Origin of the sequence: Azohydromonas australica DSM 1124, from assembly GCF_000430725.1 — a bacterium.
Lineage (GTDB): Bacteria > Pseudomonadota > Gammaproteobacteria > Burkholderiales > Burkholderiaceae_C > Azohydromonas > Azohydromonas australica.
On the sequence record NZ_AUMO01000017.1, the window covers coordinates 17460 to 44157 of the forward strand.

23 protein-coding genes are annotated in these 26698 nt (G+C 72.6%); 12 read left to right on the forward strand and 11 right to left on the reverse strand.

The window, feature by feature from the left end:
- Positions 1-58: 58 nt before the first annotated feature.
- From H537_RS0100065 to H537_RS40195, 3 genes are all read left to right on the forward strand, one after another.
- Positions 59-5290 (forward strand): alpha-2-macroglobulin family protein, encoded by a 5232-nt coding sequence (locus H537_RS0100065; protein WP_043457938.1) that lies wholly within the window; start codon positions 59-61, stop codon positions 5288-5290.
- A gap of 31 nt (positions 5291-5321) precedes the next feature.
- Positions 5322-7601 (forward strand): penicillin-binding protein 1C, encoded by a 2280-nt coding sequence (gene pbpC / locus H537_RS0100070; RefSeq protein ID WP_028996270.1) that lies wholly within the window; start codon positions 5322-5324, stop codon positions 7599-7601.
- A gap of 129 nt (positions 7602-7730) precedes the next feature.
- Positions 7731-8396, forward strand: coding sequence for a DUF6647 family protein (locus H537_RS40195; protein WP_156901233.1), 666 nt, complete (start codon positions 7731-7733; stop codon positions 8394-8396).
- Between the two features lie 21 nt (positions 8397-8417).
- Here H537_RS40195 and H537_RS0100085 read toward each other — a convergent pair whose 3' ends face one another.
- The 5 genes from H537_RS0100085 to uraH form a co-directional block, all read right to left on the reverse strand.
- Positions 8418-9128, reverse strand: coding sequence for a haloacid dehalogenase type II (locus H537_RS0100085; RefSeq protein ID WP_028996271.1), 711 nt, complete (start codon positions 9126-9128; stop codon positions 8418-8420).
- A gap of 106 nt (positions 9129-9234) precedes the next feature.
- A complete protein-coding gene (locus H537_RS0100090) occupies positions 9235-10134 on the reverse strand; it encodes an SDR family oxidoreductase (RefSeq protein ID WP_028996272.1) in 900 nt (299 codons plus the stop codon).
- 124 nt (positions 10135-10258) lie between these two features.
- On the reverse strand, positions 10259-11254 hold the full coding sequence (locus tag H537_RS0100095) for a porin (protein ID WP_028996273.1): 996 nt from the start codon (positions 11252-11254) through the stop codon (positions 10259-10261).
- 157 nt (positions 11255-11411) lie between these two features.
- On the reverse strand, positions 11412-12374 hold the full coding sequence (locus tag H537_RS0100100) for a Bug family tripartite tricarboxylate transporter substrate binding protein (protein WP_043457939.1): 963 nt from the start codon (positions 12372-12374) through the stop codon (positions 11412-11414).
- Positions 12375-12548: 174 nt separating this feature from the next.
- Positions 12549-12908, reverse strand: coding sequence for a hydroxyisourate hydrolase (gene uraH / locus H537_RS0100105; RefSeq protein ID WP_028996275.1), 360 nt, complete (start codon positions 12906-12908; stop codon positions 12549-12551).
- A 232-nt stretch (positions 12909-13140) separates the two neighbouring features.
- On the opposite strand from uraH, the gene H537_RS0100110 reads away from it, so the two are divergent.
- From H537_RS0100110 to H537_RS0100150, 9 genes are all read left to right on the forward strand, one after another.
- Entirely contained in the window at positions 13141-13887 is a 747-nt protein-coding gene (locus H537_RS0100110; RefSeq protein WP_028996276.1) for a GntR family transcriptional regulator, read from the forward strand.
- Positions 13888-13965: 78 nt separating this feature from the next.
- On the forward strand, positions 13966-14913 hold the full coding sequence (gene puuE, locus H537_RS0100115; protein WP_028996277.1) for an allantoinase PuuE: 948 nt from the start codon (positions 13966-13968) through the stop codon (positions 14911-14913).
- Between the two features lie 3 nt (positions 14914-14916).
- A complete protein-coding gene (locus H537_RS0100120) occupies positions 14917-16668 on the forward strand; it encodes an allantoate amidohydrolase (RefSeq protein WP_028996278.1) in 1752 nt (583 codons plus the stop codon).
- A 142-nt stretch (positions 16669-16810) separates the two neighbouring features.
- Positions 16811-18040 carry a M20 family metallopeptidase gene (locus tag H537_RS0100125; RefSeq protein WP_028996279.1) on the forward strand — a complete coding sequence of 410 codons (1230 nt, stop codon included), beginning with the start codon at positions 16811-16813 and terminating at the stop codon, positions 18038-18040.
- A 161-nt stretch (positions 18041-18201) separates the two neighbouring features.
- Positions 18202-19251 carry an ABC transporter substrate-binding protein gene (locus H537_RS0100130; RefSeq protein WP_028996280.1) on the forward strand — a complete coding sequence of 350 codons (1050 nt, stop codon included), beginning with the start codon at positions 18202-18204 and terminating at the stop codon, positions 19249-19251.
- Positions 19248-20060 carry an ABC transporter ATP-binding protein gene (locus tag H537_RS0100135; RefSeq protein ID WP_028996281.1) on the forward strand — a complete coding sequence of 271 codons (813 nt, stop codon included), beginning with the start codon at positions 19248-19250 and terminating at the stop codon, positions 20058-20060. The genes H537_RS0100130 and H537_RS0100135 overlap by 4 nt, the downstream gene beginning before the upstream one ends.
- A 126-nt stretch (positions 20061-20186) precedes the next feature.
- Entirely contained in the window at positions 20187-20945 is a 759-nt protein-coding gene (locus H537_RS0100140) for an ABC transporter permease (RefSeq protein ID WP_028996282.1), read from the forward strand.
- Positions 20946-20982: 37 nt separating this feature from the next.
- Positions 20983-21468 (forward strand): nucleoside deaminase, encoded by a 486-nt coding sequence (locus tag H537_RS0100145; RefSeq protein ID WP_051241405.1) that lies wholly within the window; start codon positions 20983-20985, stop codon positions 21466-21468.
- A 150-nt stretch (positions 21469-21618) separates the two neighbouring features.
- The gene (locus H537_RS0100150) at positions 21619-22326 is read left to right on the forward strand and encodes a hypothetical protein (protein ID WP_028996284.1); all 708 of its coding nucleotides are present in this window, start codon (positions 21619-21621) and stop codon (positions 22324-22326) included.
- A gap of 30 nt (positions 22327-22356) precedes the next feature.
- On the opposite strand, the gene H537_RS40200 is transcribed toward H537_RS0100150, so the two are convergent.
- The 6 genes from H537_RS40200 to ccmD are packed head-to-tail and all read right to left on the reverse strand — an operon-like array spanning position 22357 to position 26636.
- Complete coding sequence (locus tag H537_RS40200) at positions 22357-23007, reverse strand: tetratricopeptide repeat protein (protein WP_051241407.1); 651 nt, start codon at positions 23005-23007, stop codon at positions 22357-22359.
- Positions 23007-23417 (reverse strand): cytochrome c-type biogenesis protein, encoded by a 411-nt coding sequence (locus H537_RS40205; RefSeq protein WP_051241409.1) that lies wholly within the window; start codon positions 23415-23417, stop codon positions 23007-23009. Before H537_RS40205 ends, H537_RS40200 begins: the two co-directional genes overlap by 1 nt.
- Positions 23414-23998, reverse strand: coding sequence for a DsbE family thiol:disulfide interchange protein (locus H537_RS0100165; RefSeq protein WP_084150231.1), 585 nt, complete (start codon positions 23996-23998; stop codon positions 23414-23416). The genes H537_RS40205 and H537_RS0100165 overlap by 4 nt, the downstream gene beginning before the upstream one ends.
- Before the next feature lie 24 nt (positions 23999-24022).
- Positions 24023-26065, reverse strand: coding sequence for a heme lyase CcmF/NrfE family subunit (locus H537_RS40210; protein ID WP_238446566.1), 2043 nt, complete (start codon positions 26063-26065; stop codon positions 24023-24025).
- Positions 26050-26475 (reverse strand): cytochrome c maturation protein CcmE, encoded by a 426-nt coding sequence (gene ccmE, locus H537_RS40215; protein ID WP_051241410.1) that lies wholly within the window; start codon positions 26473-26475, stop codon positions 26050-26052. The genes H537_RS40210 and ccmE overlap by 16 nt, the downstream gene beginning before the upstream one ends.
- Entirely contained in the window at positions 26472-26636 is a 165-nt protein-coding gene (gene ccmD, locus H537_RS50265) for a heme exporter protein CcmD (RefSeq protein WP_064735872.1), read from the reverse strand. Before ccmD ends, ccmE begins: the two co-directional genes overlap by 4 nt.
- Positions 26637-26698: the final 62 nt, after the last annotated feature.

Genomic DNA, 26698 nt, shown 5'->3' on the forward strand with positions numbered 1-26698 from the left:
CGCCGGTCGGCGGCGCGGCTACCGTGTGCGTTCCACTTCCACACGGAGGAGAAGGCCCATGGCGAACGGCGTGGCAAGGAACAAGCGCGGTCTGTTGACCGCCGTCGTGGTGCTGTTGGCCGTCCTGGCGGCCGTCGCGTGGTGGTGGCAGGGGCGGCAACCCGCCACGGCCGGCACCGCTCTTTCCGACCCCGACGCCCCCTTCGCCGCGCTGGACTGCAAGGCGCGCCTGCTCGACGACCGCCCGGCGCTGGCGGTGGTGTTCTCCCAGCCGCTGGACCGGCGACAGGATTTCGGCCAGGCCCTGCGCGTGGTGGACCTGGGCCCCGCCGGCGCCGACGGCGAGGTGAAGGAGCGCGACACCGAACAGCCCGCCGCGTCCGCCCCCGGCGCACCGCCCGCCGGCTCCGCGCCCAACGAGAAACTGCTGCAGGGCGCCTGGGTGGTGGGCGACAACCCGCGGCTGCTCTACTTCCCCTTCATCCAGCCGCAGCGGCGCTTCCGCATCGAGGTGGCCGACGGGCTGAAGGCGCAGGACGGGCGCCGGCTCGCGCAGGCCCACCGCTGCGAGCTGGCCAGCGAGGCCATGCCGCCCTCCTTCTTCTTCGCCAGCCGCGGCGTGGTGCTGCCCGCGGGACAGAACGGCGGGCTCCCGGTGGTCACGGTCAACGTGCCGGAGGTGGACATCCAGTTCCTGCGCGTGGAGCCGGCGCAGCTGCCGCGCTTCCTGGAGCGCGTCGCGGGCGTGCGCAAGGGCGCGCGCGGCGAAGGCAACGAAGAGGACAGCGACACCGACGAGCAGCGCTACGGCGATGACGAGGGCAGCCGCCGGCTGCAGGGCCTGGTCGGCGGGTGGGAGCTGGACCAGTTGCGCAAGAGCGCCACCAGCGTGCACATCGGCCGCTACAGCACCGACCCCACGCCCAACAAGCGCACCGTGAGCTTCATCCCGGTGGAGCAGATCGCCGAGCTGAAGCAGCCCGGCGTCTACATCGCCGTGATGACGCAGCCGGGGCGCTTTTCCGGCGAGTACCAGGTCACCTACTTCCACGTCAGCGACATCGGGCTGCAGGCGCGGCGCTATGCCGGCTCCATGGACGCCTTCGCCAGCTCGCTCAAGTCCGGCGAGGCGCTGCGCGGCGTGCAGTTCGAGCTGCTGGACGAGAACGGCCGCTCCCTGGCCCGCGCCGCGGGCGACGCCGACGGGCATGCCCACTTCGACGGCGCCTTCGAGCAGGCCGCGCTGCTGGTGGCGCGCCGCGGCGAGGGCGCGCAGGGCCAGATGAGCGTGCTGACGCTGCGCGCGCCGGCGCTGGACCTGTCGGAATTCGAGATCGGCGGCCATCCCTCGCGCAACGTGAAGCTGTTCGTGTGGGCCGGGCGCGACCTGTACCGGCCGGGCGAGCGCTTCGAGCTGTCGGTACTGATGCGCGACGCCGACGGCAAGGCGCTGCCGCCGCAGCCGCTGAGCGCCACGCTCAAGCGCCCCGACGGCCGCGGCGTCAGCACCGGCGTCTGGAAGCCGGAAGAGAAATTCCCGGGCTACGCACGCCACGCCGTGGCGCTGCCGCCGGACGCCCAGACCGGCACCTGGCAGCTGGAGCTGCGCGCCGACCCGGGCGCCAAGCGCGCGGACGCGGTGTGGAAGTTCCAGGTCGAGGAGTTCCTGCCCGAGCGCATGAAGCTGGAGCTGCAGACGGCGCGGGCGGTGCTGCTGCCCGGCGACGACTTCGAGGTGACGGTGCGCGGCGACTACCTCTTCGGCTCCCCGGCGGCCGGCAACCGGCTGCTGGTGGCCGCCGCCACCTCGCGCCAGCGCGAGGCCCTGCCCCGGCAGTGGCCCGGCTTCGTCTTTGGCGACTTCGCCGACGACGACCGCGCCAAGCGCGAGGAGCTGGACGAGCAGGCACTCGACGGCGAGGGCCGCGCCCAGGTGAGCCTGCCGCTGCCGGCCCTGCGCCCGTCCTCGCCGATGCTGGTGCGCGGCAGCTTCAGCCTGCTGGAATCGGGCGGGCGACCGGTGGTGCGCTCCATCGAGCGCGTGCTGTGGCCGGCACCGAAGCTGCTGGCGCTGCGCCCGCTGTTCGACCGCGACGTGGCGCCGGACAACGCCACGGCGGAGTTCGAGCTGGTCCGCGTGGACGCGCAGGGCAAGCCGCAGCCGCTGAAGAAGGCGCCGCTGCGCCTGGTGCGCGAGGACCGCCAGTACTACTGGCGCTACGACGACCAGAAGGGCTGGAACTCGGGCTACACCGAGACCGAGGAACTGGTGGAGTCCGGCCAGGTGGCGCTGCCGGGCGAGCGCACGCGGGTGTCCCTGCCGGTGCGCTGGGGCCGCTACCGCCTGGAGGTGGACGACCCCGAGACCGGGCTGCGGCTGCGCTACCGCTTCTACGCCGGCTGGAGCGCGCAGGAGGCCGAGGACATGGGCAACCGGCCCGACCGCGTGCAGCTGAAGCTGGCGCAGGCGCCGCTGAAGGCGGGCGACCGGGCGCAGCTCAGCATCACGCCGCCGCACGACGGCACGGCCATCGTCACGGTGGAAGGCGACCGCCTGCTCTGGAGCCAGCGCGTGGACGTGCGCGCCTCGGGCTCGCGCATCGACATCCCCATCGATCCCACCTGGGCGCGGCATGACCTGTACGTGGCCGTCACCGCGTTGCGACCGGGCAGCCAGGGCGACCGCGTCACGCCGGCGCGGGCGCTGGGGCTGATGCACCTGCCGCTGGCGCGGCAGGAGCGGCAGCTCAAGGTGGCGCTGCAGGCCCCGGCCAAGGTGCTGCCCGAGAAGCGCGCCACCGTGCGCGTGAAGGCCGAAGGGCTCAACGGGCAGTCGGCGCTGGTGACGCTGCACGCGGTGGACGTGGGCATCCTCAACATCACCCGCTACGCCACGCCGGACCCGCTGGACTTCTTCTTCGGCCAGCACCGCTACGGCGCCGAGCAGCTGGACCTCTACGGCAAGCTCATCGAGAAGATGCAGGGCACCACGGCCCGGCTGCGCTGGGGCGGCGACGCCAACCCGCGCGACAGCAAGAGCCTGCCCAAGAAGGTGCAGCTGGTGGACCTGTTCAGCGGCCCGGTGCAGCTTGACGCCCGGGGCGAGGCCGAGATCGGCCTGGACATCCCGGACTTCAACGGCACGCTGCGCCTGATGGCGGTGGTGGCGACGGCCGACCGCTTCGGCAAGGCGGACGCGGAGATGGTGTCGGCCGCGCCGCTGGTGGCCGAGCTGGCGATGCCGCGCTTCATCTCGCCCGGCGACAGCGCCTTCATCGCGCTGGACGTCACGAACCTCAGCGGCGCGCCGCAGCAGGTGAAGGTGAGCCTGCAGGGCGCGGAGCCGGTGCGCGTGGGCGGCACGGAGCAGTCGCTGTCGCTCAGGCACCAGCAGCGCGCGACGCTGCGCTTCCCGGTGGAGGCGACGGACGCCTACGGCTTGGGTCGGCTGCGGCTGCAGGTGAGCAGCGCCAGCGGGCTGAGGATCGCACGCGAGTCGGTGCTGCAGGTGCAGCCGGCCACGCCGGCCGAGCGCGAGGCGCGGCGCCTGCGGCTGGAGCCCGGCGGCGAGCTGAAGCTCGACGCGGCGGCGCTGGAGCGCTTTCACAAGGGGTCGGCGGCGCTGTCCATTGCCGTGTCCGACCAGCCGCCGCTGAACCTGCGCCCGCTGGTGCAGGGGCTGCTGGACTATCCCTACGGCTGCCTGGAGCAGACCGCCAGCGCGGCGTATCCGCACCTGTTCATCGACGAAGGCGCGGCGCAGGCGCTGGGGCTCAAGCCGCGCAGCCGCGAGGAGCGGGCCCAGTTCGTCGAGGGCGCGCTGGGCCGGCTGTCCGGCCTGCAGAAGGCCAACGGCGGCTTCACCTTGTGGGGCGACGGCGGCTACGAGACCTGGCTCTCGGCCTACGTCATGGGCTTCATGCAGGACGCGCGGGACCAGGGTTTCACTGTGCCGGACGCCTTCTACCGCAGGGCCCAGGGATGGCTGCTGCAGGAGCTGCAGCAGGCGCCGAACCGCTTCCCGCAGCTGCCCGCGGCGCTGCAGGCGGCGCTGGGCGCCAGCGGCGCGGGGGCTGCGGCGAAGGCAGCCTCTGCCGCTTCGGCGGCCAGCGGCGTGGACGGCCCGGCGCTGAGCGCACGCGACCGCCAGCTGCTGCGCGACAGCCACCAGCGCTTCGCCGAGCTGGCGCACACGGGCTACGTCCTGGCGCGCGACCAGAAGGCGCCGCTGGCGATGCTGCGCTACCTGCACGACCAGCAGCGCGGCAAGGCGCGCTCGCCGCTGCCGCTGGTGCACCTGGCGATCGCCTTGAAGCTCATGGGCGACGAGGGCCGCTCGCAGGCGGCGCTGGAGGAAGCGCTGCGGCGTCCCTACGGGCTGCCGGGTGCCCGCAGCTCGGCCTGGGGCGACGAGTGGCTGGGCGACTACGGCACGCCGGTGCGCGACCTGGCGCTGGCCTACGCGCTGCTGGCCCGCCACGACATGAAGCTGCCGCGGCGGGAGAGCCTGCTGCTCGATGCCGCGGACCGTTTGAACGGGCGCAACTACCTCTCCACGCAGGAGCGCCTGGCGCTGTTCCTGGCAGGGCGCGCGGCCGGCATGGTGGGCCCCGGCTCGGCGAGCCGCGAGGGCTGGACGGCGCAGCTGAGCGTCGGGGACGCGGCGCAGGCGCTGGCCTCGCGCGGCACCGAGCAGCGCAGCCTGGACGCCGCGGCGCTGGCGCGCGGCGTGTCGCTGCTGAACCGTGGCGCGCGGATGCTGTTCGTGGAGGTGGAGGCCAGCGGCTACCCGCTGAAGGCGCCGGCCGTGCGCGGCGACGCCATCGAGCTGCAGCGCGCCTGGTTCAACGCCGCGGGTGAACCGTTGCCCGAGGGCAAGGCGCTGAGCGTGGGCGAGCTGCTGATCGTGCGCGTGATGGCGCGCGCGAGCCGGCCCATCGAGGACGCGCTGATCGTGGACCGCGTGCCGGCGGGGCTGGAAGTGGAGAACCTCAACCTGTCGCAGGGGCCGAAGGCGGAGGAGTTCCGGGTAGGCGGAATGGACGTGGCACAGGCGATGGCGGACGGGCGGGTGAAGCACCGCGAGTACCGCGACGACCGCTACGTGGCCGCAGCGCGGCTGGACCACGAGTGGCTGCCGGTGTTCTACATGCTGCGCGTGGTCAGCCCCGGGCGCTTCATGGTGCCCGCGCCCTTCGCCGAGGCCATGTACCGGCCGGAGCTGCGCGGCGTGGGCGCGGCGGGGGCGCCGGTGGTGGTGAACGATCCGCGGGGAGCGGCGGGGCAGTGAGGTGACAGCCGCTGTCTGCGGAAAGACGGCCATGGGCCGCCGCATCGAGCTTTTCCTCGCCGCCGCGCTGGCCCTGCTGCTCGCCCTCGACCTGGCCTTCCCGCCTCCCATCCCCCACGACGCCCCCGGCGCCGTCGTCGTGGCCCGCGACGGCACGCCGCTGCGGACCTGGCCGGACGCGGACGGCGTCTGGCGCCAGCCCGTCACGCCGGAGGAGGTCTCGCCGCTGTACCTGCAGGCGTTGCTGGGCTATGAGGACCGCTGGTTCTACGGGCATCCCGGCGTGAACCCGGTGGCGCTGGTGCGCGCCGCCGCGCAGTGGCTGCGGCACGGGCGCATCGTCTCCGGCGGCTCCACGCTGACCATGCAGGTGGCGCGGCTCATCGACCCGCCGCCGCCCGCTGGCAGCCGCAGCCTGCGAGCCAAGGCGCGCCAGATCGCCCGCGCGCTGCAGCTGGAGCTGCGGCTGTCCAAGCGCGAAATCCTCACGCTGTACCTCAACCGCGCGCCCATGGGCGGCATCGTCGAAGGCGTGGAGATGGCCAGCCGCGGCTACCTCGGCCGCCCCGCCCTGCACCTGAGCGCGGCGGAGGCCGCGCTGCTCGCCGCCCTGCCCCAGGCGCCCTCGCGCCTGCGCCCGGACCGCGCGCCGGCTGCCGCCCAGGCCGCGCGCGACAAGGTGCTGCAGCGGCTGCAGGACCTGGGCACCTGGGACGCCCGCACCGTGGCCGACGCGCGGCTGGAACAGGTGGCGGTGCAGCCGCTGCGCGCGCAATGGCTGGCGCCGCTGGCAGCCGAGCGCGTGCGGGCCCAGGCGCGCGCTGCCGGAACGCCGGGCACCGTGCCCCGGCCCCAGCGAAGCCCCGCCCCCACCGTGCTGCGCACCACGCTGTCGCCCGAGGTGCAAGCCGGCGTGGAGCGGCTGCTGCTGGACCGGGTGGACGCGCTGCCGCCCAAGGTGTCCATGGCCGCGCTGGTGATGGACAACGACACGCTGGAGGTGCTGGCCTACGCCGGCTCGGCCGACTTCGCCGACCCGCGCCGCGCCGCGCACGTGGACATGGTCCGCGCCGTGCGCTCGCCGGGATCGACGTTGAAACCCTTCCTGTACGCCTTGGCGCTGGACGAGGGGCTGATCCATTCCGAGAGCCTGCTGGTGGACGCGCCCCAGTCCTTCGGCGGCTACCAGCCGGGGAACTTCCAGGCCAGCTTCAGCGGCCCGGTGAGCGTGGCCGAGGCGCTGCAGAAGTCGCTCAACGTGCCGGCGGTGGACCTGCTGGAGCGCCTGACGCCCCAGCGCTTCGCCGCCGTGCTGCGCGCCGGCGGCCTGCGGCTGCGCATGGCGCCGGGCGCGGAGCCGAACCTCAGCCTGATCCTGGGCGGTGCCGGCACCACGCTGGAAGAGCTCGTCGGCGCCTACCGGGCGCTGGCGCGCGATGGCCTGTCCGGCACGCCGCGGCTCACGCCCGATGCGCCGCGCGTGGAGGCGCGGCTCATGAGCGCGGGCGCGGCCTTCATCGTGCGCGACATCCTCGAAGGCGGCGGCCATCCCGAGCGCCCGTTCACCGAGGGCGCGCGCCGGCTGGCCTGGAAGACCGGCACCAGCTTCGGCTTCCGGGACGCCTGGGCCGTGGGCGTCACCGCGCAGCACACGGTGGGCGTGTGGGTGGGGCGGCCCGACGGCACGCCCAACCCGGGCTTCTTCGGCGCCAACACCGCCGCGCCGCTGCTGCACGAGCTGCTGGCGCTGCTGCCCGAAGGCGAGGCGTCGGCCGCGCCGCGCGTGCCGCCGCCGGGCGTGGCGCCGCTGCACAGCTGCTGGCCGCTGGGCCTGAGCACGCAAGCCACCGCGCCTCGGCACTGCCTGGTGCGCCGCACCGGCTGGATGCTCGACGGCGCCGCCCCGCCCACGCTGCCGGAGCGCGAGCGCAGCGGCGGGCTGCTCGGCCGGGGCTGCGGCGCGGACGCCGAGACGGTGGCGCGCTGGCCGCTGGCGCTGGCGCCCTGGGTGGGCGCGTTGCCTTCGGGTTGCGGCGACGGCGGCAGCGCGCTGCGCATCCGCGGCGTGGACGAAGGCACGGTGCTCAAGGCCGTGCCCGGCAGCGGCGCGGTAGAGATCAGCGTCTCGGCCCAGGGCGACGCGGGGCGCGAGGCCCGGCTGTACTGGCTGCTCGACGGCGTGCAGCAGCAGCGCAGCCGCGTGGGCGAGACGGTGGCGCTGCGCCTGGAGCAGCCGGGCGCGCACACGCTCACGGTGCTGGACGATCAGGGGCGCTGGCAGCGGGTGGGGTTTCGCATCGCGGCCCCCTGACGACACGGCGCCACAACCGTCCAGGCCACGGACCGGACGTGCAACGGTTGGTGACGCGGCCGCTCTTTCCCTGGGTCGTGGGCGCTCGCGGGCCGGGCTATTGCTCAGGTGTGCTCCAAGGAGCCCACCATGCCGGACGAAGGCCACTCCAGATCCTTCCCGAGATCCCGCTGCCGCCAGCGCGCGATCTGGCTCATCGGCTTGGCAGGCTGGAGCGCCATGTGGGCGCCACCGGCCGCCGCCGATCCGCCGCGGCGCCCCGCCCTGGCGGCCATGACCGCCGCCCCGCCCGCCGCTGCGGCACCGCGGCCGGGCCACGCCGCCATCGACGCCGTGCTGGCCGCCGACCTGCTGGACTGGGCCAGCCGCCTCTCCGGTCTGCCCAGTCCGCCCGGCGAGCCGCTGCCCCAGCTCATCCCGCTGCCGCAGCGCGAGATCGAGAAGACCGTCTGCCCCGAGCGCCGCGGCGGCTGCGGCTCGCTGGTGGCGGTGTACGACACCGATCGCCGCCGCGTGCTCTACCGCGACACGCTGGACATGCGCGACCCCACCGACCAGTCCTTCATCGTCCACGAGCTGGTGCACCACCTGCAGTTCCTGCAGCGCGGCGCGGCGCTGTTCGCCACCTGCCAGAGCACGCTGGCCGGCGAGGCCCAGGCCTACCGGGTGCAGAACCTGTACCAGACGCAGTTCCGCCAGTGGCAGCGCATGGGCGAGATCCTGCGCTACATGCACTGCGACGGCAGCACCGGCGCCGAGCCGGTGGCGCGGCTGTTCGGGCTGCCGGGGCGCTGAGCGTCCCTGGGGCTGCCGCGCTCAGGCGCCCAGCTTGTCCGCCAACTCGCCGAAGTCCGCCGCCACCACGTCCCAGTCCTGCTCGGGCGCCAGGTCCTTGCGCTGGTGCGGGCCGTATTCGGTGGGACGGGCCACGAAGGCGGTGCGCAGTCCTTGAGCGCGCGCCGCGGCCAGGTCGTCGTTGTGGGCGGCGCATAGCATCATCTCCCCGGGTGCCAGGTCCAGCAGGCGCGCCGCGCCCAGGTACGTCTCGGGCAGCGGCTTGTAGGCCCTGAAGGTCTCGGCGGAGAACACGACGTCCCAGGGCAGCCCGGCGTGCTTGGCCATGTTCACCAGCAGCGCCACGTTGCCGTTGGACAGCGTGCCGATCACGTAGCGGGCCTTCAGGCGCTGCAGCCCGGCGCGCACGTCGCTCCAGGGGTTGAGCCGGTGCCAGACGCGGTTGAGGTGCCGCCGCTCCTCCTCGCCCAGGTGCTGCAGCCCGTGGCGCGGCAGCAGCTCGTCGAGGGCCTGGCGGTGCAGCGCGTCGAGCACCGTCCAGCCCACGGCGCCGCTGCGCACGCGCTGCATCTGCGGCTGGTAGCGCGAGCGCCAGTCGTCGGCCAGCGCGGCCCAGTCGCAGGCCAGGCCGTGCTGTGCGCCCCAGGCGCCCAGGTCCGCGGCGATGCTGCCGCGCCAGTCCACGACCGTGCCGAACACGTCGAACACGATCGCCTTGAGGGTCTGCGCCATGGAGGTCTCCGGCCGGAAGTCGCAACGCGCCCAGTGTGCCGGGAGCCGGAGGCGGCCGGCTGGAGCAGGCGCCTGCGGCGCACTTGGCCCCTGCCGCAGCGGCGCCTCAGGACGCGCGCGCGCCGCCCGACCCGTGCACCAGCCCCTCGCCGCCGGGGCGGTACAGCGTGCCCTCGGGGTGGCGCGGGGGCTCGTCGTAATGCTGGCGGCCGGCCTGCCGGGCCGCGAGCTTGTCGGCCACCGAGGGCATGACCTTGAAGGCCATGGTGTTCACGACCGCCATGGCGCCCACGCGCACGTCGCGCCCGCCCTCCACCGCCGCCTTGAGGATCGCCTCGGCCACCTTCTCCGGCGCGATCTGCGGCGTGGGCAGCCTGGGCTCGTGGTCCATGTAGTTGCGCGCGTGCTGCGGATAGGGCGTGTCCACCGCCGTGGGCTGGATCAGCGTGATGGTCACCGGCGCCTTGTCCAGCTCCTCGATCTCCACGCGCAGCGCGTCCGTGAAGCCCTTCACCGCGTGCTTGGAGGCGCTGTACATGCCCTGCAGCGGGATGACGGCGTCGGACACCTCGCTGCCGACGTTGACCAGCGCGCCGCCGCTGGCGCGCAGGTGCGGCAGTGCCGCCAGCGAGCCGTGCACCACGCCCCAGAAGTTGGTCTCGAACAGGCGGCGGTGGTCGTCGTCGCTGACCTGGTCGAGGCGGCCGTAGATGGAGACGCCGGCGTCGTTGATCCAGGTATCGATGCGCCCGAAATGCGCCACCGCCGCGGCGGCCACGCGCTGCACGTCGTCGCGCGAGCCCACGTCGCAAGGCACGGCGATGGCCTGGCAGGCGCCCTGGCTGAGCTGCCGGGCGATGTCCTGCAGCGTGGCGGCGCTGCGCGCGGCCAGCACCAGCTTGGCGCCATGCGCCGCGGCCGCCCGCGCCGTGGCCAGTCCGATGCCGCTGGAAGCCCCGGTGATGACGACGACCTGCTGTTCCAGGGGACGGTGCTTGTGTGCCATGGGCTGCTCCTTCACGCCGTGGGCGGCATCCGCGAAATGCGGCAAAGCCCGTTCCCAGGCGAGGCTGGCGCGCCATGGAAAAAGCCCGCGCGGGGCGGGCTTTGGGCGGCAGGAACGCCGGGGATCAGAAGCGGTGGCGCAGGCCCACCGCGTAGCTCTTGCCGGTGGTGGCGGCGCCGTCGAGCTTGTCCTGCATGGCCGCGACGTACACGTCCGTGCGCTTGGACAGGTAATGGTCGTAGGCCAGGCTCAGCGTCTTGCGGTCCGGGTTCACGCCGCTGGCGTCGATCTCGCCGTAGGCCACCAGCACCTTGCCGGCGGTGGTCACGGGAATGGCGGCACTGACGTCGGCGAGCTTGTACTCCACGCCCGTGGAGTTGTTCTTGACGTCGGTGTACTGGGCAAAGACCTTGGCCAGCCCGAAGTCGTAAGCCGCGCCGGCCTGCCAGGTGCGGGTGTCGGCCACGCCGGCGTCGTTCTTCTTCACGTCCTGGACCACGGCGGTGGCGGCGAAGGCGCCGATGCCGTAGTTCAGGGCGGCGCTCCAGTTGCGCCCGCCATTGCCTTCGCCGGCGGCCACCAGCACGTCGGCCTTGAGCCCGCCGAAGCTCGGCGAGGTGTAGGCCGCGGCATCGCTCCAGCCGCTGTCGCCGCTCACGGTGCCGCTGGTGAAGACGTGGCGCACCACCGGCGAGAAGCCGTAGGAGTCGCCGAAGGCGTTGAAGACCACGGTGGAGACGAACAGCGGCGTGGTGATGCGGCCTAGGCGCACCGTGCCCAGCTTGTCGCTGGTCAGGCCGGCGAAGGCGCTGCGGGCGAAGAACTTGTCGCCCCCGAAACGGCCGGCCTCGCCGGTGTCGGCGCGGAAGAAGCTCTCCAGCGAGAAGATCGCCGACAGGCCGCCGCCCAGGTCTTCCTTGCCGCGCATCATCCAGTAGCTCGTGGTCATCGAGCCGTTCTCGACGCGCTTGGTCGACTCGGCCGCACCGGGCGCCTGGAAGCTGCCGGCCGACAGGTCAATCAAGCCCTGCAGCTGCACGCTGCTCTGGGCTTGCGCGGCGCCGGCACAAGCCAGCAAGGCAGCCAGGGCAAGGCTGCGGACGGGAGTGGACTGCTTCATGGATTCCCTCGGGGGTCGTGGAGTGGTGTTGTGGCTGGGGACGGATGGGCCGGTCTGGTGCGCCGGCTTGCGCCGCCTCATTGGATGCAGGTTGTGTGCCAAGTTGCGTGCACTGAATCAGGTCATTTGTATACAGGCCGGTGGCCGGCTATTCGGTTCAGGGTTTGAGGTCGGCGGCCTTGATGGCGGGCGCCCAGTCGGCGACCTGCTTGGCGACGAAGGCGCCGAAGGCATCGGGGCCGAGCTTCATGGGCGTGACGCCCAGCTCCGTGAAGCGCTTGACGGTGGCCGGGTCGGCCACGATGTCGGCCAGGGCGTGGGAGAGCTTGTCCACCACGTCCTTGGGCAGGCCGGCCGGGCCGGAGACGCCGAAGTAGTTCTCCGCCACCAGCTGCGGCAGGCCCAGCTCGACCACCGTGGGCACGTCGGGCAGCAGCGGCGAGCGCTCGCGCGTGGTCACGGCCAGGCCGCGGATCTGACCCGCCTTGACCATGGGCACGAAGGCGGTGATGACGTCGATGCCCAGCGGGATGGTGCCGGCGATGAGGTCCGTGGTCATGGGCGCGCCGCCGCGGTAGGGCACGTGCGTCATCTGCAGCTTCATCGCGCTCTTGGTCATCTCGCCCACGATGTGGCCGATGGAGCCCGGGCCGCCGCTGCCGAAGGTGTAGCCCGGTGCCGCGGCGGCCTTGGGCAGCTCCTTGAGCGTGGCCGGCCCGCTCTTGGGGTTGGCCATGAACAGCACCGGCGCCACGCCCAGCATCGCCACGTGCGTGAACTGCTTGACGGGGTCGTAGGGCTGGCGCGGCACGGCCCACGGGCCGATGGACAGCGGCGTGGAGTTGGAGAGCATCAGCGTGTAGCCGTCGGCCGGCGCGCGCGCCACCTCCGCGCCGCCGATGGTGCCGCCGGCTCCGGGCTTGTTGTCCACCACCACCGGCTGCCCCAGCGCGCGCGCCAGCGGGTCGGCGATGGCGCGCGCCACGATGTCGCTGGCCCCGCCGGCGGCGAAGGTGACGACGATGCGCACCGGCTTCTCCGGCCAGGCGGCGTGCGCGACGACGGCTTGCAGGCTCCACAGCAGCGCGGCGGCCACTGCGACACGGCGACGTTGGCTCATGACTTCCCCCGTTGAAAAAGCCACCTTCCACGCAAGGCCTGCACCAGCGGCGCACGCGGCCTTGCCCCGATCCGGATTCCGCTCAGCGGCCCGTGACGGATTCCCGCTTCGGACCCCGCCCTTGCGCAGGCCGGCTTCGGCCTGGGCAACGCCCGGGGCGGACGGGAACGCGCCTCAGGAGCCCCGGTAGGTGCTGAAGCTCCAGGGGCTCACCAGCAGCGGCACGTGGTAGTGGGCGCCGGGATCGTCGATGCCGAAGTCCAGCGGCACCTCGTCCACGAAAGGCACCTCGGGCATGGCCGTGCCGCGTGCGCGGAAGTACGGCGCCACCGAGAACACCAGGCGGTAGCGCCCGCGCTGCAGGGCCTCGCCTTCGAGCAGCGGGCCGCCGTCGGTGCGGCCGTCCTCGTTGAGCGTGAGCCGGCGCAGTTCCTGCGTGGAGCCGTCGGCCTGCAGGCGCAGGAGCCTCACCTGCATGCCCCCGGCCGGGCAGCCGTTGGCGGTGTCGAGCACGTGGGTGCTGAGTCTTCCCATGATCCGAATCCTGATGAGTTGAAGGGGCCGCGGGCCGCTCCCGGCCCGTCCTGGTGCGCCGCGCACCGCGGCGGCGCGCTCAAGGCGCCGCGGGTGGTGCACAGCGCGGGCATGCGGGTTTGCACATCCACAATGCACGCCAAACTGTATACACTTTGGCGTACCGTTCCAAGCATTCGTTGCCTCAGGCATGCTCGCAAGCCTGTAACAACTCCACCTCTTCCCCGCCGCCATGCCCCGCAGCCGCAGCCCGCTTCAGCTCGTCGCCCCCGCCGCCCCGGCCAAGGCGCCCTCGACCGCTGCCCGCACCAGCGAGCTCAGCGCCACGCAGCGCATTGCCGAGGCCATCACCACGGCGATCGTGGAGCGGCGGCTCATGCCCGGCACCAAGCTCGCGGAGCAGCAGATCGCGGACATCTTCAAGGTCTCGCGCACGCTGGTGCGGCAGGCGCTCAACCAGCTCAGCCGCGACCGCCTGGTGACGCTGGAGCCCGCGCGCGGCGCCTTCGTGGCGCAGCCCAGCGTGGACGAGGCGCGCCAGGTGTTCGAGGTGCGCAAGATGCTGGAGTCGGCGATGCTCAAGCAGCTGTGCGCGCGCATCACCGACGTGCAGGTCGCCGAGCTGCGCGCGCATCTCAAGTCCGAGCGCGCGGCCGTCACGCGCACCGACGTGCCCGGGCGCACGCGGCTGCTGGCGGACTTCCACGTCGTGCTGGCGCGCATGCTGGGCAACGAGGTGCTGGCGCAGATGCTCACGGACCTGCTCTCGCGCAGCTCCCTCATCAGCCTGATGTACCAGAGCTCGCACTCGGCCGAGCACTCGCAGCAGGAGCACGTGGCCATCGTGGACGCGCTGGAGCGCCGCGACGCGCGCGCGGCCGTGAAGCTGGTGGAGCAGCACCTGGGCAACGTCGAGCGCAACCTGCGGCTGAACCCGCGCGCCAGCGACCTGGCGCTGGCGCTGCAGCCGCTGGAGTAACGCCAAGCGCGCGCTCCCGCGAAGCGCCCGCCACACGCCGGCGGGCATGAACCCCCTCCAACGAAGGCAGTACGAGACATGACCACGAACCGCTACCCCCGCGACCTGGCCGGTTACGGCCGCAACGTCCCCTACGCCAACTGGCCCAACCATGCCCGCGTGGCCGTGCAGTTCGTGCTCAACTTCGAGGAGGGCGGCGAGAACTCGGTGCTGCACGGCGACGCCGGCAGCGAGCAGTTCCTCTCCGAGATGTTCAACCCGACGGCCTACCCCGCGCGGCACCTCTCGATGGAGGGCATCTACGAGTACGGCTCGCGCGTGGGCGTGTGGCGCATCCTGCGCGAGTTCGAGCGCCGCGGCCTGCCGCTGACGGTCTTCGGCGTGGGCATGGCGCTGCAGCGCTGCCCCGACGTGACGGCCGCCTTCGTGGAACAGGGCCACGAGATCGCCTGCCACGGCTGGCGCTGGATCCACTACCAGAACCTGGACGAGGCCACCGAGCGCGAGCACATGCGCCTGGGCATGGACGCCATCGAGCAGCTCACCGGGCAGCGCGCCCTGGGCTGGTACACCGGCCGCGACAGCCCCAACACCCGGCGCCTGGTCGCGGACCACGGCGGCTTCGAGTACGACAGCGACTACTACGGCGACGACCTGCCCTTCTGGCTGCAGGTCCGGAAGAGCGACGGCGATCTCGCGCCGCAGCTGGTGGTGCCCTACACGCTGGACTGCAACGACATGCGCTTCGCGCTGCCGCAGGGCTTCAGCCACGGCGACGAGTTCTTCGAGTACCTGCGCGACGCCTTCGACGTGCACTACGCCGAGGGCGACGAGCGCCCCATGATGATGAGCATCGGCATGCACTGCCGGCTGCTTGGGCGCCCCGGGCGCATGCGCGCGCTGCAGCGCTTCCTGGACCACGTGCAGAAGCACTCGCGGGTGTGGGTCGCGCGGCGCATCGACATCGCGCGGCACTGGAAGCAGGAGCATCCCTTCGATGCCTCGACCGCCTTCGTCTGGGAGTAAGCCATGCTGACGCTGGAAGAACTCAACGCCGCCTCGCAGCAGCAGTTCACGGCGCTGCTGGACGGCACCTACGAGCACTCGCCCTGGATCGCGGAGAAGGCCTGGCACCGGCGGCCCTTCGCGAGCCTGGCGCATTTGAAACGCGCGCTGGTGGAGGTGCTGCACGAGGCCGGGCGCGAGGCGCATCTGGCGCTCATCCGCGCCCACCCGGAGCTGGCGGGCAAGGCCATGGTGGCCAAGTCGCTCACGGCCGAGTCCACCAACGAGCAGGGCAAGGCGGGCCTGACCGACTGCACGCCGCAGGAATTCGAGAAGCTGCAGCGCCTGAACGCCGACTACAACGCCAAGTTCGGCTGGCCCTTCATCCTGGCCGTGCGCGGGCCGCGCGGCGCCGGGCTCAACCGGCGCCAGATCATCGACACCTTCGAGCGGCGGCTGGCGAACCACCCGGACTTCGAGCTGGCCGAGGCGATGCGCAACATCCACCGCATCGCCGAGATTCGGCTCAACGACAAGTTCGGCTTCACGCCGAAGATGGGCAACCTGGTGTGGGACTGGGCCGAGGCGCTGGCCGAGTACAGCGAGGCCGAGGACGCCCTGACCGTGACCTACCTCAGCGACGCGCACCGCGCCTGCGCCGCGCGCTTGGCGGAGTGGATGCGCGAGGGCTGCAGCTTCGACGAGGTGCGCATCGACGCCGTGGGCAACGTGGTGGGCGTCTACCACGGCACTGACCCGACCGCGAAGCGGCTGCTCACCGGCAGCCACTACGACACGGTGCGCAACGGCGGCAAGTACGACGGGCGGCTGGGCATCCTGGTGCCCATGGCCTGCGTGCGCCAACTGCAGCGCGCCGGCAAGCGGCTGCCCTTCGGCATCGAGGTCGTGGGCTTCGCCGAGGAAGAAGGCCAGCGCTACAAGGCCACCTTCCTGGGCTCGGGCGCGCTCGTCGGGCAGTTCGACACGGGCTGGCTGGACCAGGTGGATGCCCAGGGCATCTCCATGCGCCAGGCCATGCAGGCCGCCGGGCTGCGCATCGAGGACATCGCCGCGCTGCAGCGCGATCCGGCGCAGTACCTGGGCTTCGTCGAGGTCCACATCGAGCAGGGCCCGGTGCTGGACGCGCTGGACCTGCCGCTGGGCGTGGTCACCTCCATCAACGGCAGCGTGCGCCTCATGGGCGAGGTCGTCGGCCAGGCCAGCCACGCCGGCACCACGCCCATGGGCCAGCGGCGCGACGCCGCCGCGGCGGTGGCGGAACTGGTGCTCTACGTGGAGCAGCGCGCGGCCCAGGTGCCGGACCTGGTGGGCACGGTGGGCATGCTGGACGTGCCCAACGGCTCCATCAACGTGGTGCCGGGGCGCTGCCGCTTCAGCCTGGACATCCGTGCCACCACCAACGAGGTACGCGACGCCTGCCTGGCGGACGTGCGCGCCGAAGCACAGCGCATCTGCGAGCGCCGCGGCGTGAGCCTCAAGCTGGAAGAGACCATGCGCGCCGCAGCCGCGCCCAGCGCGCCCGAGTGGCAGCGGCGCTGGGAGCAGTCGGTGCAGGCGCTGGGGCTGCCGGTGTTCCGCATGCCCAGCGGCGCGGGCCACGACGCGATGAAGCTGCACGAGGCCATGCCGCAGGCGATGCTGTTCCTGCGCGGCGGCAATGCCGGCATCAGCCACAACCCGCTCGAAACCATCACCAACGACGACGCGGAACTCTGCGTCCAGGCGTTCGACAACTTGCTGTCGCAACTGCAGTGAGCCCTGCCGCAAGCCACAACGCCGTCATGCCCGCGAAGGTGGGGATCCACGCCACACGCGGTACCGCCCGGCATTCGTGGATTCCCGCCTGCGCGGGAATGACGGATCCGGCCGCCACCCTGACTGCCTCCTAGAGACAACCATGACCACACCCTACGACCAGCTCGACGCCTGGATCGACGCCCACTTCGACGCCGAAGTCGGCTTCCTGCAGGAGATGGTGCGCGTGCCCACCGACACGCCGCCGGGCAACAACGCCCCGCACGCCGAGCGCACCGCGGCGCTGCTGGCGGAGTTCGGCTTCAACGCCGAGAAGCACGCCGTGCCCGCCGAAGAGGTGAAGGCCGGCGGGCTGGAGAGCATCACCAACCTGATCGTGCGCCGCCGCTACGGCGACGGCGGGCGCACCGTGGCGCTCAACGCCCACGGCGACGTGGTGCCGCCCGGCGAAGGCTGGACCCACGACCCCTACGGCGGCGAGATCGAGGACGGCAAGCTCTACGGCCGCGCCGCCGCCGTCAGCAAGAGCGACTTCGCCACCTTCACCTTCGCCGTGCGCGCGCTGGAGGCTTTGCAGGCACCGCTGAAAGGCGGGGTCGAGCTGCACTTCACCTACGACGAGGAGTTCGGCGGCGAGCTGGGCCCGGGCTGGCTGCTGAAGAACGGCCTGACCCAGCCCGACCTGGCGCTGGCCGCGGGCTTCAGCTACCAGGTCGTCACCGCGCACAACGGCTGCCTGCAGATGGAAGTGACGGTGCACGGCAAGATGGCGCACGCCGCCATTCCCGACACCGGCGTGGACGCGCTGCAGGGCGCGGTGGTGATCCTCAACGCGCTGTACGAGCAGAACCGGCTCTACAAGCAGGTCAGCTCGCAGGTGCCGGGCATCAAGCACCCGTACCTCAACGTCGGCCGCATCGAAGGCGGCACCAACACCAACGTGGTGCCGGGCAAGGTGGTGCTCAAGCTGGACCGCCGCATGATCCCCGAGGAGGATCCGGTGCAGGTCGAGGCCGACATCCGCCGCGTGATCGAGACGGCTGCCAAGGGCTTCCCGGGCATCAGCGTGGACATCCGCCGCATGCTGCTGGCGCGCTCGCTGCAGCCGCTGCCGGGCAACGCCCCGCTGGTGCAGGCGCTGCAGCGCCACGGCAGCGCGGTGTTCGGTGAAGAAATCCCAACTTCCGGTACGCCGCTGTACACCGACGTGCGGCTGTACTGCGAACATGGCATTCCGGCCGTGATTTACGGCGCCGGCCCGCGTACCGTGCTGGAGAGCCACGCCAAGCGCAACGACGAGCGCCTGGAGCTGGAAGACCTGCGCCGCGCCACCAAGGTGGTGGCACGCAGCCTGTACGACCTGCTGGCCTGATCGATCCCGCGCGCACCAGGCTGGGGCCCCACGCGGCCCGGCCTGGTGCGCGGCGGACCGCGCCGGGGCATCCACGCCCCGCGCCGCCCGGGAGCGGCCGCGGCACGCGGCCAATGGCACGGTTCATGCGATTGCATACACGATCGCATACCGGAGCCCTCATGATCCCGTCCTCTTCCCGCCGCCTCCTCCTGTCGCGCCTGGCCGGTGTGGCCCTGGCCGCCGCCGTTGCCGCCCCGGCGATGGCGCAGGAGCGCGACATCCGCTTCCAGCTCGACTGGCGTTTCGAGGGTCCCGCGGCCCTGTTCCTGACCCCGGTGGCCAAGGGCTACTTCAAGGCCGAGAAGCTCAACGTCAGCGTGGATGCCGGCAACGGCTCGGGGGCCGCCGTCACGCGCGTGGCCTCGGGCAGCTACGACATGGGCTTCGCCGACCTCGCGGCGCTGATGGAGTTCCACGCCAACAACCCCACGGCGCCGAACAAGCCGGTGGCGGTGATGATGGTCTACAACAACACGCCCGCCGCGGTGCTGGCGCTCAAGAAGAGCGGCATCAAGGCGCCGGCGGACCTCAGCAACAAGAAGCTGGGCGCGCCGGTGTTCGACGCGGGCCGCCGCGGCTGGCCGATCTTCGCCAAGGCCAACCAGGTGCAGAACGTGGCCTGGACCAGCATGGACCCGCCGCTGCGCGAGACGATGCTGGTGCGCGGCGACATCGACGCCATCACCGGCTTCAGCTTCACCTCGCTGCTGAACCTGGAGGCGCGCGGCGTCAAGACCGAGGACGTCGTGATCCTTCCCTACGCCACCCACGGCGTGAAGCTCTACGGCAACGCGATCATCGCGGGCGAGGACTTCCTGAAGAAGAACCCCGAGGCCGTCAAAGCCTTCCTGCGCGCCTTCTCGCGCGGCATGAAGGACGTGATCGCCGACCCGCAGGCGGCCATCGGCTTCGTCAAGCAGCGCGACGGCATCATCAACGAGGCGCTGGAGCTGCGCCGGCTGAAGCTGGCGATGGACCAGACGGTGCTCACGCCCGATGCCAAGGCCGAGGGCTTCGGCGAGGTCAACCCGGCGCGCCTGACGCTGATGGCCAGCCAGGTCTCGGATGCGTACGCCACCAAGGAGCGCGTCAACGCCACGGCGGTGTGGAACGGCGGCTTCCTGCCCGCGGCGGCCGAGCGCAACATCTTCGCCGCGGCCAAGAAGTGAAGCCCTTCGTCGACTTCCACCAGGTCTGGCTGGCCTACAACGACGCGCTGCTGGCCCAGGGCCAGTTCGCGGTCGAGGACATCTCGCTGCAGGCGCGCCAGGGCGAGTTCATCGCCATCGTCGGCCCCTCGGGCTGCGGCAAGAGCACCTTCATGAAGCTGGCCACGGGCTTGCGCCGGCCCAGCAAGGGCACGGTGATCATCGACGGCCAAGAGGTGACCGGGCCGCTGAAGATCACCGGCATGGCCTTCCAGGCGCCGAGCCTGCTGCCCTGGCGCACCACGCTGGAGAACGTGCTGCTGCCGCTGGAGATCGTGGAGCCCTGGCGCTCCAGCTTCCGCGCCAAGCGCGCCCAGTACGTGGAGAAGGCGCGCGCGCTGCTCGCCGGCGTGGGCCTCTCCGGCTACGAGGACAAGTTTCCCTGGCAACTGTCCGGGGGCATGCAGCAGCGCGCGAGCATCTGCCGTGCGCTCATCCACGAGCCGCGCATGCTGCTGCTGGACGAGCCCTTCGGCGCGCTGGACGCGTTCACGCGCGAGGAGCTGTGGTGCACGCTGCGCGACCTGCAGGCCGCGCGCGGCTTCAACGTGATCCTGGTCACGCACGACCTGCGCGAGAGCGTGTTCCTGGCCGACACGGTGTACGTGATGAGCAAGAGCCCGGGCCGCTTCGTGGTGCGGCGCGAGATCGAGCTGCCGCGCCCGCGCGACCTGGAAGTGACCTACACGCCGGCCTTCACCGACATCGTGCACGAGCTGCGCGGACACATCGGCGCCATGCGCAAGAGCGGCGTGGCGCTGGCGCAGTGAGCCCAGTTCTCTTTTCGAACTGAAGTTGTTCCGTTCGGGCTGAGCCTGTCGAAGCCCTGTTGGTCAGCAAGCCTGCAGGCCCTTCGACAAGCTCAGGGCGAACGGGAAAAAGAAACGGGACCCGAGATGGACAAGAAACTCCAGGCCGCCGCCCCATGGCTGCTGATGATCGCCACGCTGCTGCTGTGGCAGCTGCTGTGCGCGGCTTTCGACGTGAGCGAATTCGTCTTCCCCAGCCCGCTGCGCATCGCGCAGCAGGCGTGGGAGCACCATGCCGCCATCCTCTCGCACGCCTGGCGCACCTTCTGGGTGACGATGGTGGGCTTTGCCATCGCCATCGTGGTGGGCGTGCTGCTGGGCGCGCTCATGGGCAGCTCCAAGCTGGCCTACAACGCGATGTACCCGCTGATGACGGGCTTCAACGCGCTGCCCAAGGCGGCCTTCGTGCCGATCCTGGTGGTGTGGTTCGGCATCGGCGTGGGGCCGGCGGTGCTCACGGCCTTCCTGATCAGCTTCTTCCCGATCATGGTGAACATCGCCACCGGGCTGGCGACGCTGGAGCCGGAGCTGGAGGACGTGCTGCGCGTGCTGGGCGCCAAGCGCCGCGACGTGCTGCTCAAGGTGGGCCTGCCGCGCTCGCTGCCCTACTTCTACGGCTCGCTGAAGGTGGCGATCACGCTGGCCTTCGTGGGCACCACGGTGAGCGAGATGACCGCGGCCAACGAGGGCATCGGCTACCTGCTGGTGTCGGCGGGCAGCTCGATGCAGATGGGCCTGGCCTTCGCCGGCCTGCTGGCCGTGGGCCTGATGGCCATGGTGATGTACGAGTTCTTCGCCGTGGTGGAGAAGCGCACGACGGCCTGGGCGCATCGCGGGCAAGGTTGATCCAGGAACCAGCGTGCGCCCTGCGCAGAATCCGCCCATGACGCACCCCCTCGCCCCCGACCTGGCCCTTTCGCTCCTGCGCCGCGCCAACGACATCGCCCGGCATGCGCTGGCGCGCGGCCATCACCCCTTCGGCGCGCTGCTGGCCGGGCCCGATGGCGCGGTGCTGATGGAGCAGGGCAACGTGGACAGCGTCAATCACGCCGAGGCCGTGCTCGCGCGCGAGGCGGCCGAGCGCTTCGACCCCGGCTTCCTCTGGGGCTGCACCCTGGTCACCACCGTGGAGCCCTGCGCCATGTGCGCCGGCACGCAGTACTGGGCCCACATCGGCGGCCTGCTCTACGGCCTGAGCGAGGCCGAGCTGCTGCAGCTCACCGGCGCGCACCCCGAAAACCCCACCCTGGACCTGCCCTGCCGCGAGGTCTTCGCGCGCGGCCAGAAGCCCATCGCCGTCACGGGCCCGGTGCCGGCGCTCCAGGAGGAAATCGCGGCGCTGCACCGCGATTTCTGGCGCCGTCCCTGACGCCCTTCACCGGCCTGCCGGCGGGGCCGGGGCCCGTCGTTTGCCCATAGAGATCACTGCCCGTCCACGACCTGCGTGACGCAGGTGTTGGGACGTGGGGCCGCGGTTCGCCGGCGCCACGAGGACGGGCTGACCCAAAGGAGCAAGACCATGAAGAAATCCGTTCTCGCCGCCCTGATCGTCGCCGCCCTCGGTTCCACCGGCGTCATGGCACAAAGCCAGGGCATGGGCTCGTCCGGTGCGACCGGCATGTCGGCCACGCCCAGCACGGGCATGACGGGCTCGGGCACCGCCCGGGACGACGGCAGCGCGACGGCCGGCAGCAGCCTGGACCGCAGCAGCCAGAGCTACGACAGCGGCAACAGCGGCCGTGACGCGGCACAGCGCGCTGCGGGCAGCGGCACCTCCGACGGCATGGCCGGCGACGTTGCCACCGGCACGCAAGGCGCCACCACGGGCAGCGGCACGATGGGCAGCACGACCGGCAGCGGCACGATGGGCGCGGCCACGGGCAGCGGCACCACGAGCGACAGCACCCAGGGCAGCACCACGACCTACGGCAGCGGCAGCAACGCCCAGACCACCGGCAGCGGCACGATGGGCGGTGCCCAGGGCACCACGACGACCTACGACAGCGGCAGCAGCGCCATGACCACCGGCAGTGGCGCCGCCGGCCGTGCCTACGACGGCAGCACCACCGCCGGCCCGGCCAGCCGCGCGGAAGTGGCTTCCGACCGCGACCGCGCCATGCGCAGCGACCGCTGGATCTTCAACGACGCGGACGGCGTGCGCCGCCTCGACCCGGGCGAGAACAGCCACATGGGCCGTGTCTACAAGGGTCCGGCCGAGTCGTACTGAGACTGAGCGGCAGGCGCCTCGGCTGCGGCCTCAAGGCCGCGGCCCCCGCGCCTGCTCCAGGCTGTCGCGCACCCGCTGCGCAGCCTCCGTATCGGCCGGCAGTTGCGCCAGCAGCCGCTCCCACAGCGCCACCGCCTCGTCGCGACGGCCGGCGCGCTGCGCCGCCGTGGCGGCCAGGGCCAGGGCCTTGGGATGCTTCGCATCCGCCCGCAGCGCCCGTTCCACCAGCGCCACGGGCTCCCCCTCCAGCGAGCCGCGCTGCACGGTGGCAATGGCATCGGCCGCGTCGGCCAGCAGATCCGCGTCCTCGGGCGCCAGCCGCAGCGCCTGGCGCCAGGCGGCGGCGGCCTCGTCCCAGCGTTCCAGCACCTCCAGCGAGCGCGCCAGCGTGAACCAGCCGGGCAGGTCCCCGGGCTGCGCCAGCAGGCGCGTGGACAGGCGCTGCACCATGCCTTCCATGTCAGCCTCAGCCAGCCGGTGCGGCGGCGCCGTGTCGCGGCCGATGGCCTGTGGTGCCCCCAACCGCGCATAGCTCAGCACGGCCGCCAGCGGCAGCAGCAGCGCCGCGAGCGCGCGCGGCCACCAGCGTCCGGCCCGCCCCGCCACGGGCTGCAGCACCAGCAGCGTGACCGCCACGCCCAGCACGCCCGCGGCCAGCCAGAAACCCAACAGCGGCGACATCAGGCGCCCTCCCCGGCTTGCGATGCGGCATCCCCGGCCGCCGGCCCGGCGCGCAGGCGCCGCCACAGCACCAGTCCCCCGCCGCCCAGCAGGATGAACGGGCCGAGCCACAGCAGCAGCGTCTGCGGCGTGCGGGGCGGCTCGTAAAGCACGAAATTGCCGAAGCGCTGGACCATGAAGGCCCGCACCTCGTCGTCGCTGCGCCCGGCCGCCACCTGCGCCTGGATCTGCTCGCGCAAGTCCAGCGCCACCGGGGCGCTGGACTCGGCCAGGGTCTGGTTCTGGCACACCGGGCAGCGAAGCGACTGCGCCAGGCGGTGCGCGCGTGCCTCCTGTTCGGCCGGCAAGGGTGCCGCGCCGGCCAGGCCGAAGGCCAGCGCCGCCCAGACGAGCACGATGGCGCGCCTCACCGCTGCAGCCCCTTCCACAGCGGCCAGAACTCGCGCTGCAGCACCTGCGGCGTGAGCGCCCCGGCAAAGCGCCAGCGCACGATGCCCTGGGCGTCGATCACGAAGGTCTCCGGCACGCCGCTGACGCCCCAGTCCAGCGCGGCGCGACCATCGGCGTCCTGCACGTTGGTCTTGAAGGGAGCACTGCCGGCGCCGCGCAGCCAGTCGCGCGCCGCCGCGGGCTGGTCCTTGTAGTTGAGGCCAACCACCGTCACCCCGCGCGCGGCGAGCTGCTGCAATTGCGGCAGCTCCTCGCGGCATGGTCCGCACCACGAGGCCCAGACGTTGAGCACCCACGGCTGCCCCTGCAGCGCGCCGCTGGCCAGCAGCTCATCGGGCGCCTCCAGCCTGGGCAGCTCGAAGACCGGCGCGGGCCGGCCCACCAGCGCCGAAGGGAGCGCGCGCGGGTCGCGCTGCAGGCCGTGCGCCAGCAGCAGCACCAGCGCCAGCAGCAGGGACAGCGGCAGCAGCGCGCGCCAGCGGCCGGCTGTTCCCGAGGGAATGGATTCGCGCCGGTGGCGGACGGGTGACGGTACGGCCATGGAAAGCTCCCTCGCAGTGGCGGATCACGACGGCCGGCGCCGCGCGGCCGACTCCACCCCTTGTTGGTCCGGCGCGGCGCGCGGACGCCGCTGGCGGTCCAGCGCCGACAGCGCACCGCCCAGCGCCATCAGCAGCACGCCGGCCCAGATCCAGTTCACCATCGGCTTGAGTTGCAGCCGCAACGCCCAGCGGCCGGCGCCCAGCGGGTCGCCGAGCGCCACGTAGAGATCGCGCCAGGGGCCGCGGTCTATCGCCGGCACGGCCAGGGTCTGGTCCTGGGCGCGGAAGGCGCGGCGCTGCGGCGCCAGTTGCGCCACCGGCGTGCCGTCCTCGCGCCACACCGCCACGCGGGCCTGCACGCCGTCGTGGTTCACGCCCTGCAGCGGCTGCACTGCTTGCAATTCGACGCGGTACGGGCCCAGCGTGGTGCTCTCGCCCACGGCCATGGGCAGCTCGCGCTCGATCTCCAGGCCCTTGACCGCGCACACGCCCAGCACGAACACGCCCACGCCCAGGTGCGCCAGCCGCATGCCCCAGGCGGCACGGCCCGCGCGCGGCTGGCGCAGCGCCTGCTGCAGCGTGGTGGCGAAGACCCAGCCCGCCAGCCACAGGCCCAGGCCGAACAGCGGGCTCCAGTGGCCCAGCAGCGCCATCGCGGCCAGGGCCGCCAGCGCGCTGGCCGCCGCCGCCCAGCGCAGCCGGCGCGCCAGCGGCAGCGCCTCGGCGCGGCCCCAGGCGGCGAAGGGCGCCGCGCCCATCAGGAACACCGCCGGCGCCAGCAGCGGGACCATCACCGCCTCGAAGTACGGCGCGCCCACGGAGATGCGCGCACCGCCCAGGGCCTCCAGGGCCATCGGGTACAGCGTGGCCAGCAGCACCGAAGCCGCGGCCACCGCCAGCAGCAGCAGGTTCACCAGCAGCAGCGTCTCGCGCGACAGCGCTGCGTGCGCCGCCGTGCCCGTGCCGCGCGGTGGGCGCAGCGCCCACAGCGTCAGCGCCCCGCCGACCAGGGCGACGATCAGCGCCAGGATGAACAGGCCGCGCCGCGGGTCGGTGGCGAAGGCGTGCACCGAGGTCACCACGCCCGAGCGCACGATGAAGGTGCCGATGAGCGCCAGCGCGAAGCCGGCGATGCACAGCAGCAGCACCGCGCCCGTCTGCCCGCCGCGGCGCTGTGCCAGCGCCAGCACGTGCAGCAGCGCCGTGCCGACGAGCCAGGGCAGCAGCGCGGCGTTCTCCACCGGGTCCCAGAACCACCAGCCGCCCCAACCCAGGACGTAGTAGGCCCAGGCGCTGCCCAGGCCGATGCCCAGGCTCAGCAAGGCCCAGCTCGCCAGCACCCAAGGCCGCAGCCAGCGCGCCCACTCGGGACGCAGCTCGCGCTCCCACAGCACCGCCAGCGCGAAGGCGAAGGGCACGGCGAAGCCGACATAGCCCAGGTACAGCGCCGGCGGGTGCAGCACCATGGCCGGGTCCTGCAGCAGCGCGTTGAGGTCACCGCCATCGGGCGGCGGCGGCACCAGCCGCGTGAACGGGGACGAGGCCAGCAGCACGTAGAGGCCGAAGGCGGCCACCAGCAGGCCCATGGCGCCCAGCAGCCGCAGCGCGAAGCCTTCGGGCAGGCTGCGGCTGAAGCGCGCCACCGCCGCACCCCACAGCGACAGCACCAGCAGCCACAGCAGCATCGAGCCCTCGTGGCTGCCCCACACGGCGGCGATGCGGTAGGCCAGCGGCAGCGTGGAGTGCGAATGCTCGGCCACGTAGCGCACGGAAAAATCCAGCGCGACGAAGCTCCAGGCTAGGCCCAGCAGCGACAGCGCCAGCAGCGCGCAGCTCGCCGCCGCGCAGCGGCGCGCCAGGCGCAGCAGCGGTTGCGCCAACATCCCGGCCTCGCCCGCGGGGGACGTGCCCGCGGCCAGCGCCGCGCCGCCGTCCACGGCAAGCACCACGGGGGCCGCCGCGCCGCGCGCCAGCGCGCGCAGCGGCAGCAGCGCCTGCAGCAGCGCGACCCAAAGCGCCAGGATGGCGGCGAAGTGCGCCAGCTCCGGGATCACGGCTTCACCCACGCCGGCCGGGATTCCCCGGTGGGCGGCCTGTAGTTCTCGTCATGCTTGGCCAGCACCTCGTGCGCATCGAACACGCCGTCGCGGCCGAGCCGCCCGCCCGCCACCACGCCCTGACCTTCGCCGAAGAGGTCGGGCAGCAGCCCGCTGTAGCGCACCGGCACGCGGCTCGCGCCGTCGGCCACCACGAAGTGCACCGTCAGGCTGCCGGGATCGCGCCGTATCGAGCCCGCCTCCACCACGCCGCCCAGGCGCAGGCGCTGCTGCGGATCGGGCCGCTGCTGCAGCAGCTCGCCGGGGCCAAGGAAGAAGTTCAGGTTCTGCCGCAGCGCCCCGAGCACCAGCGCCACGGCTAGCGCCAGCAGTGCCACCACGGCGGCCACGGCAACCGCGCGACGCCGGCGCGGCGTCATCGGCGCGGCTCCCGCGGCTGCCCGGGCGGCGGCAGGCGCCGGCTGCGCCGCCACAGGGCGAAGAACTCGCCACCCAGCGCCACCAGCGCCACGCCCCAGCCGGTCCAGACATAGGCGCCGTAGCCGCCCATGTCCCACAGCAGTGCCCAGTCGATGTTCATGGGTGCACCCTCGCGCTGCGCGCGGTCCCGCCAAGCGGGACGGAGCGCCTCCTTCGGAGCGG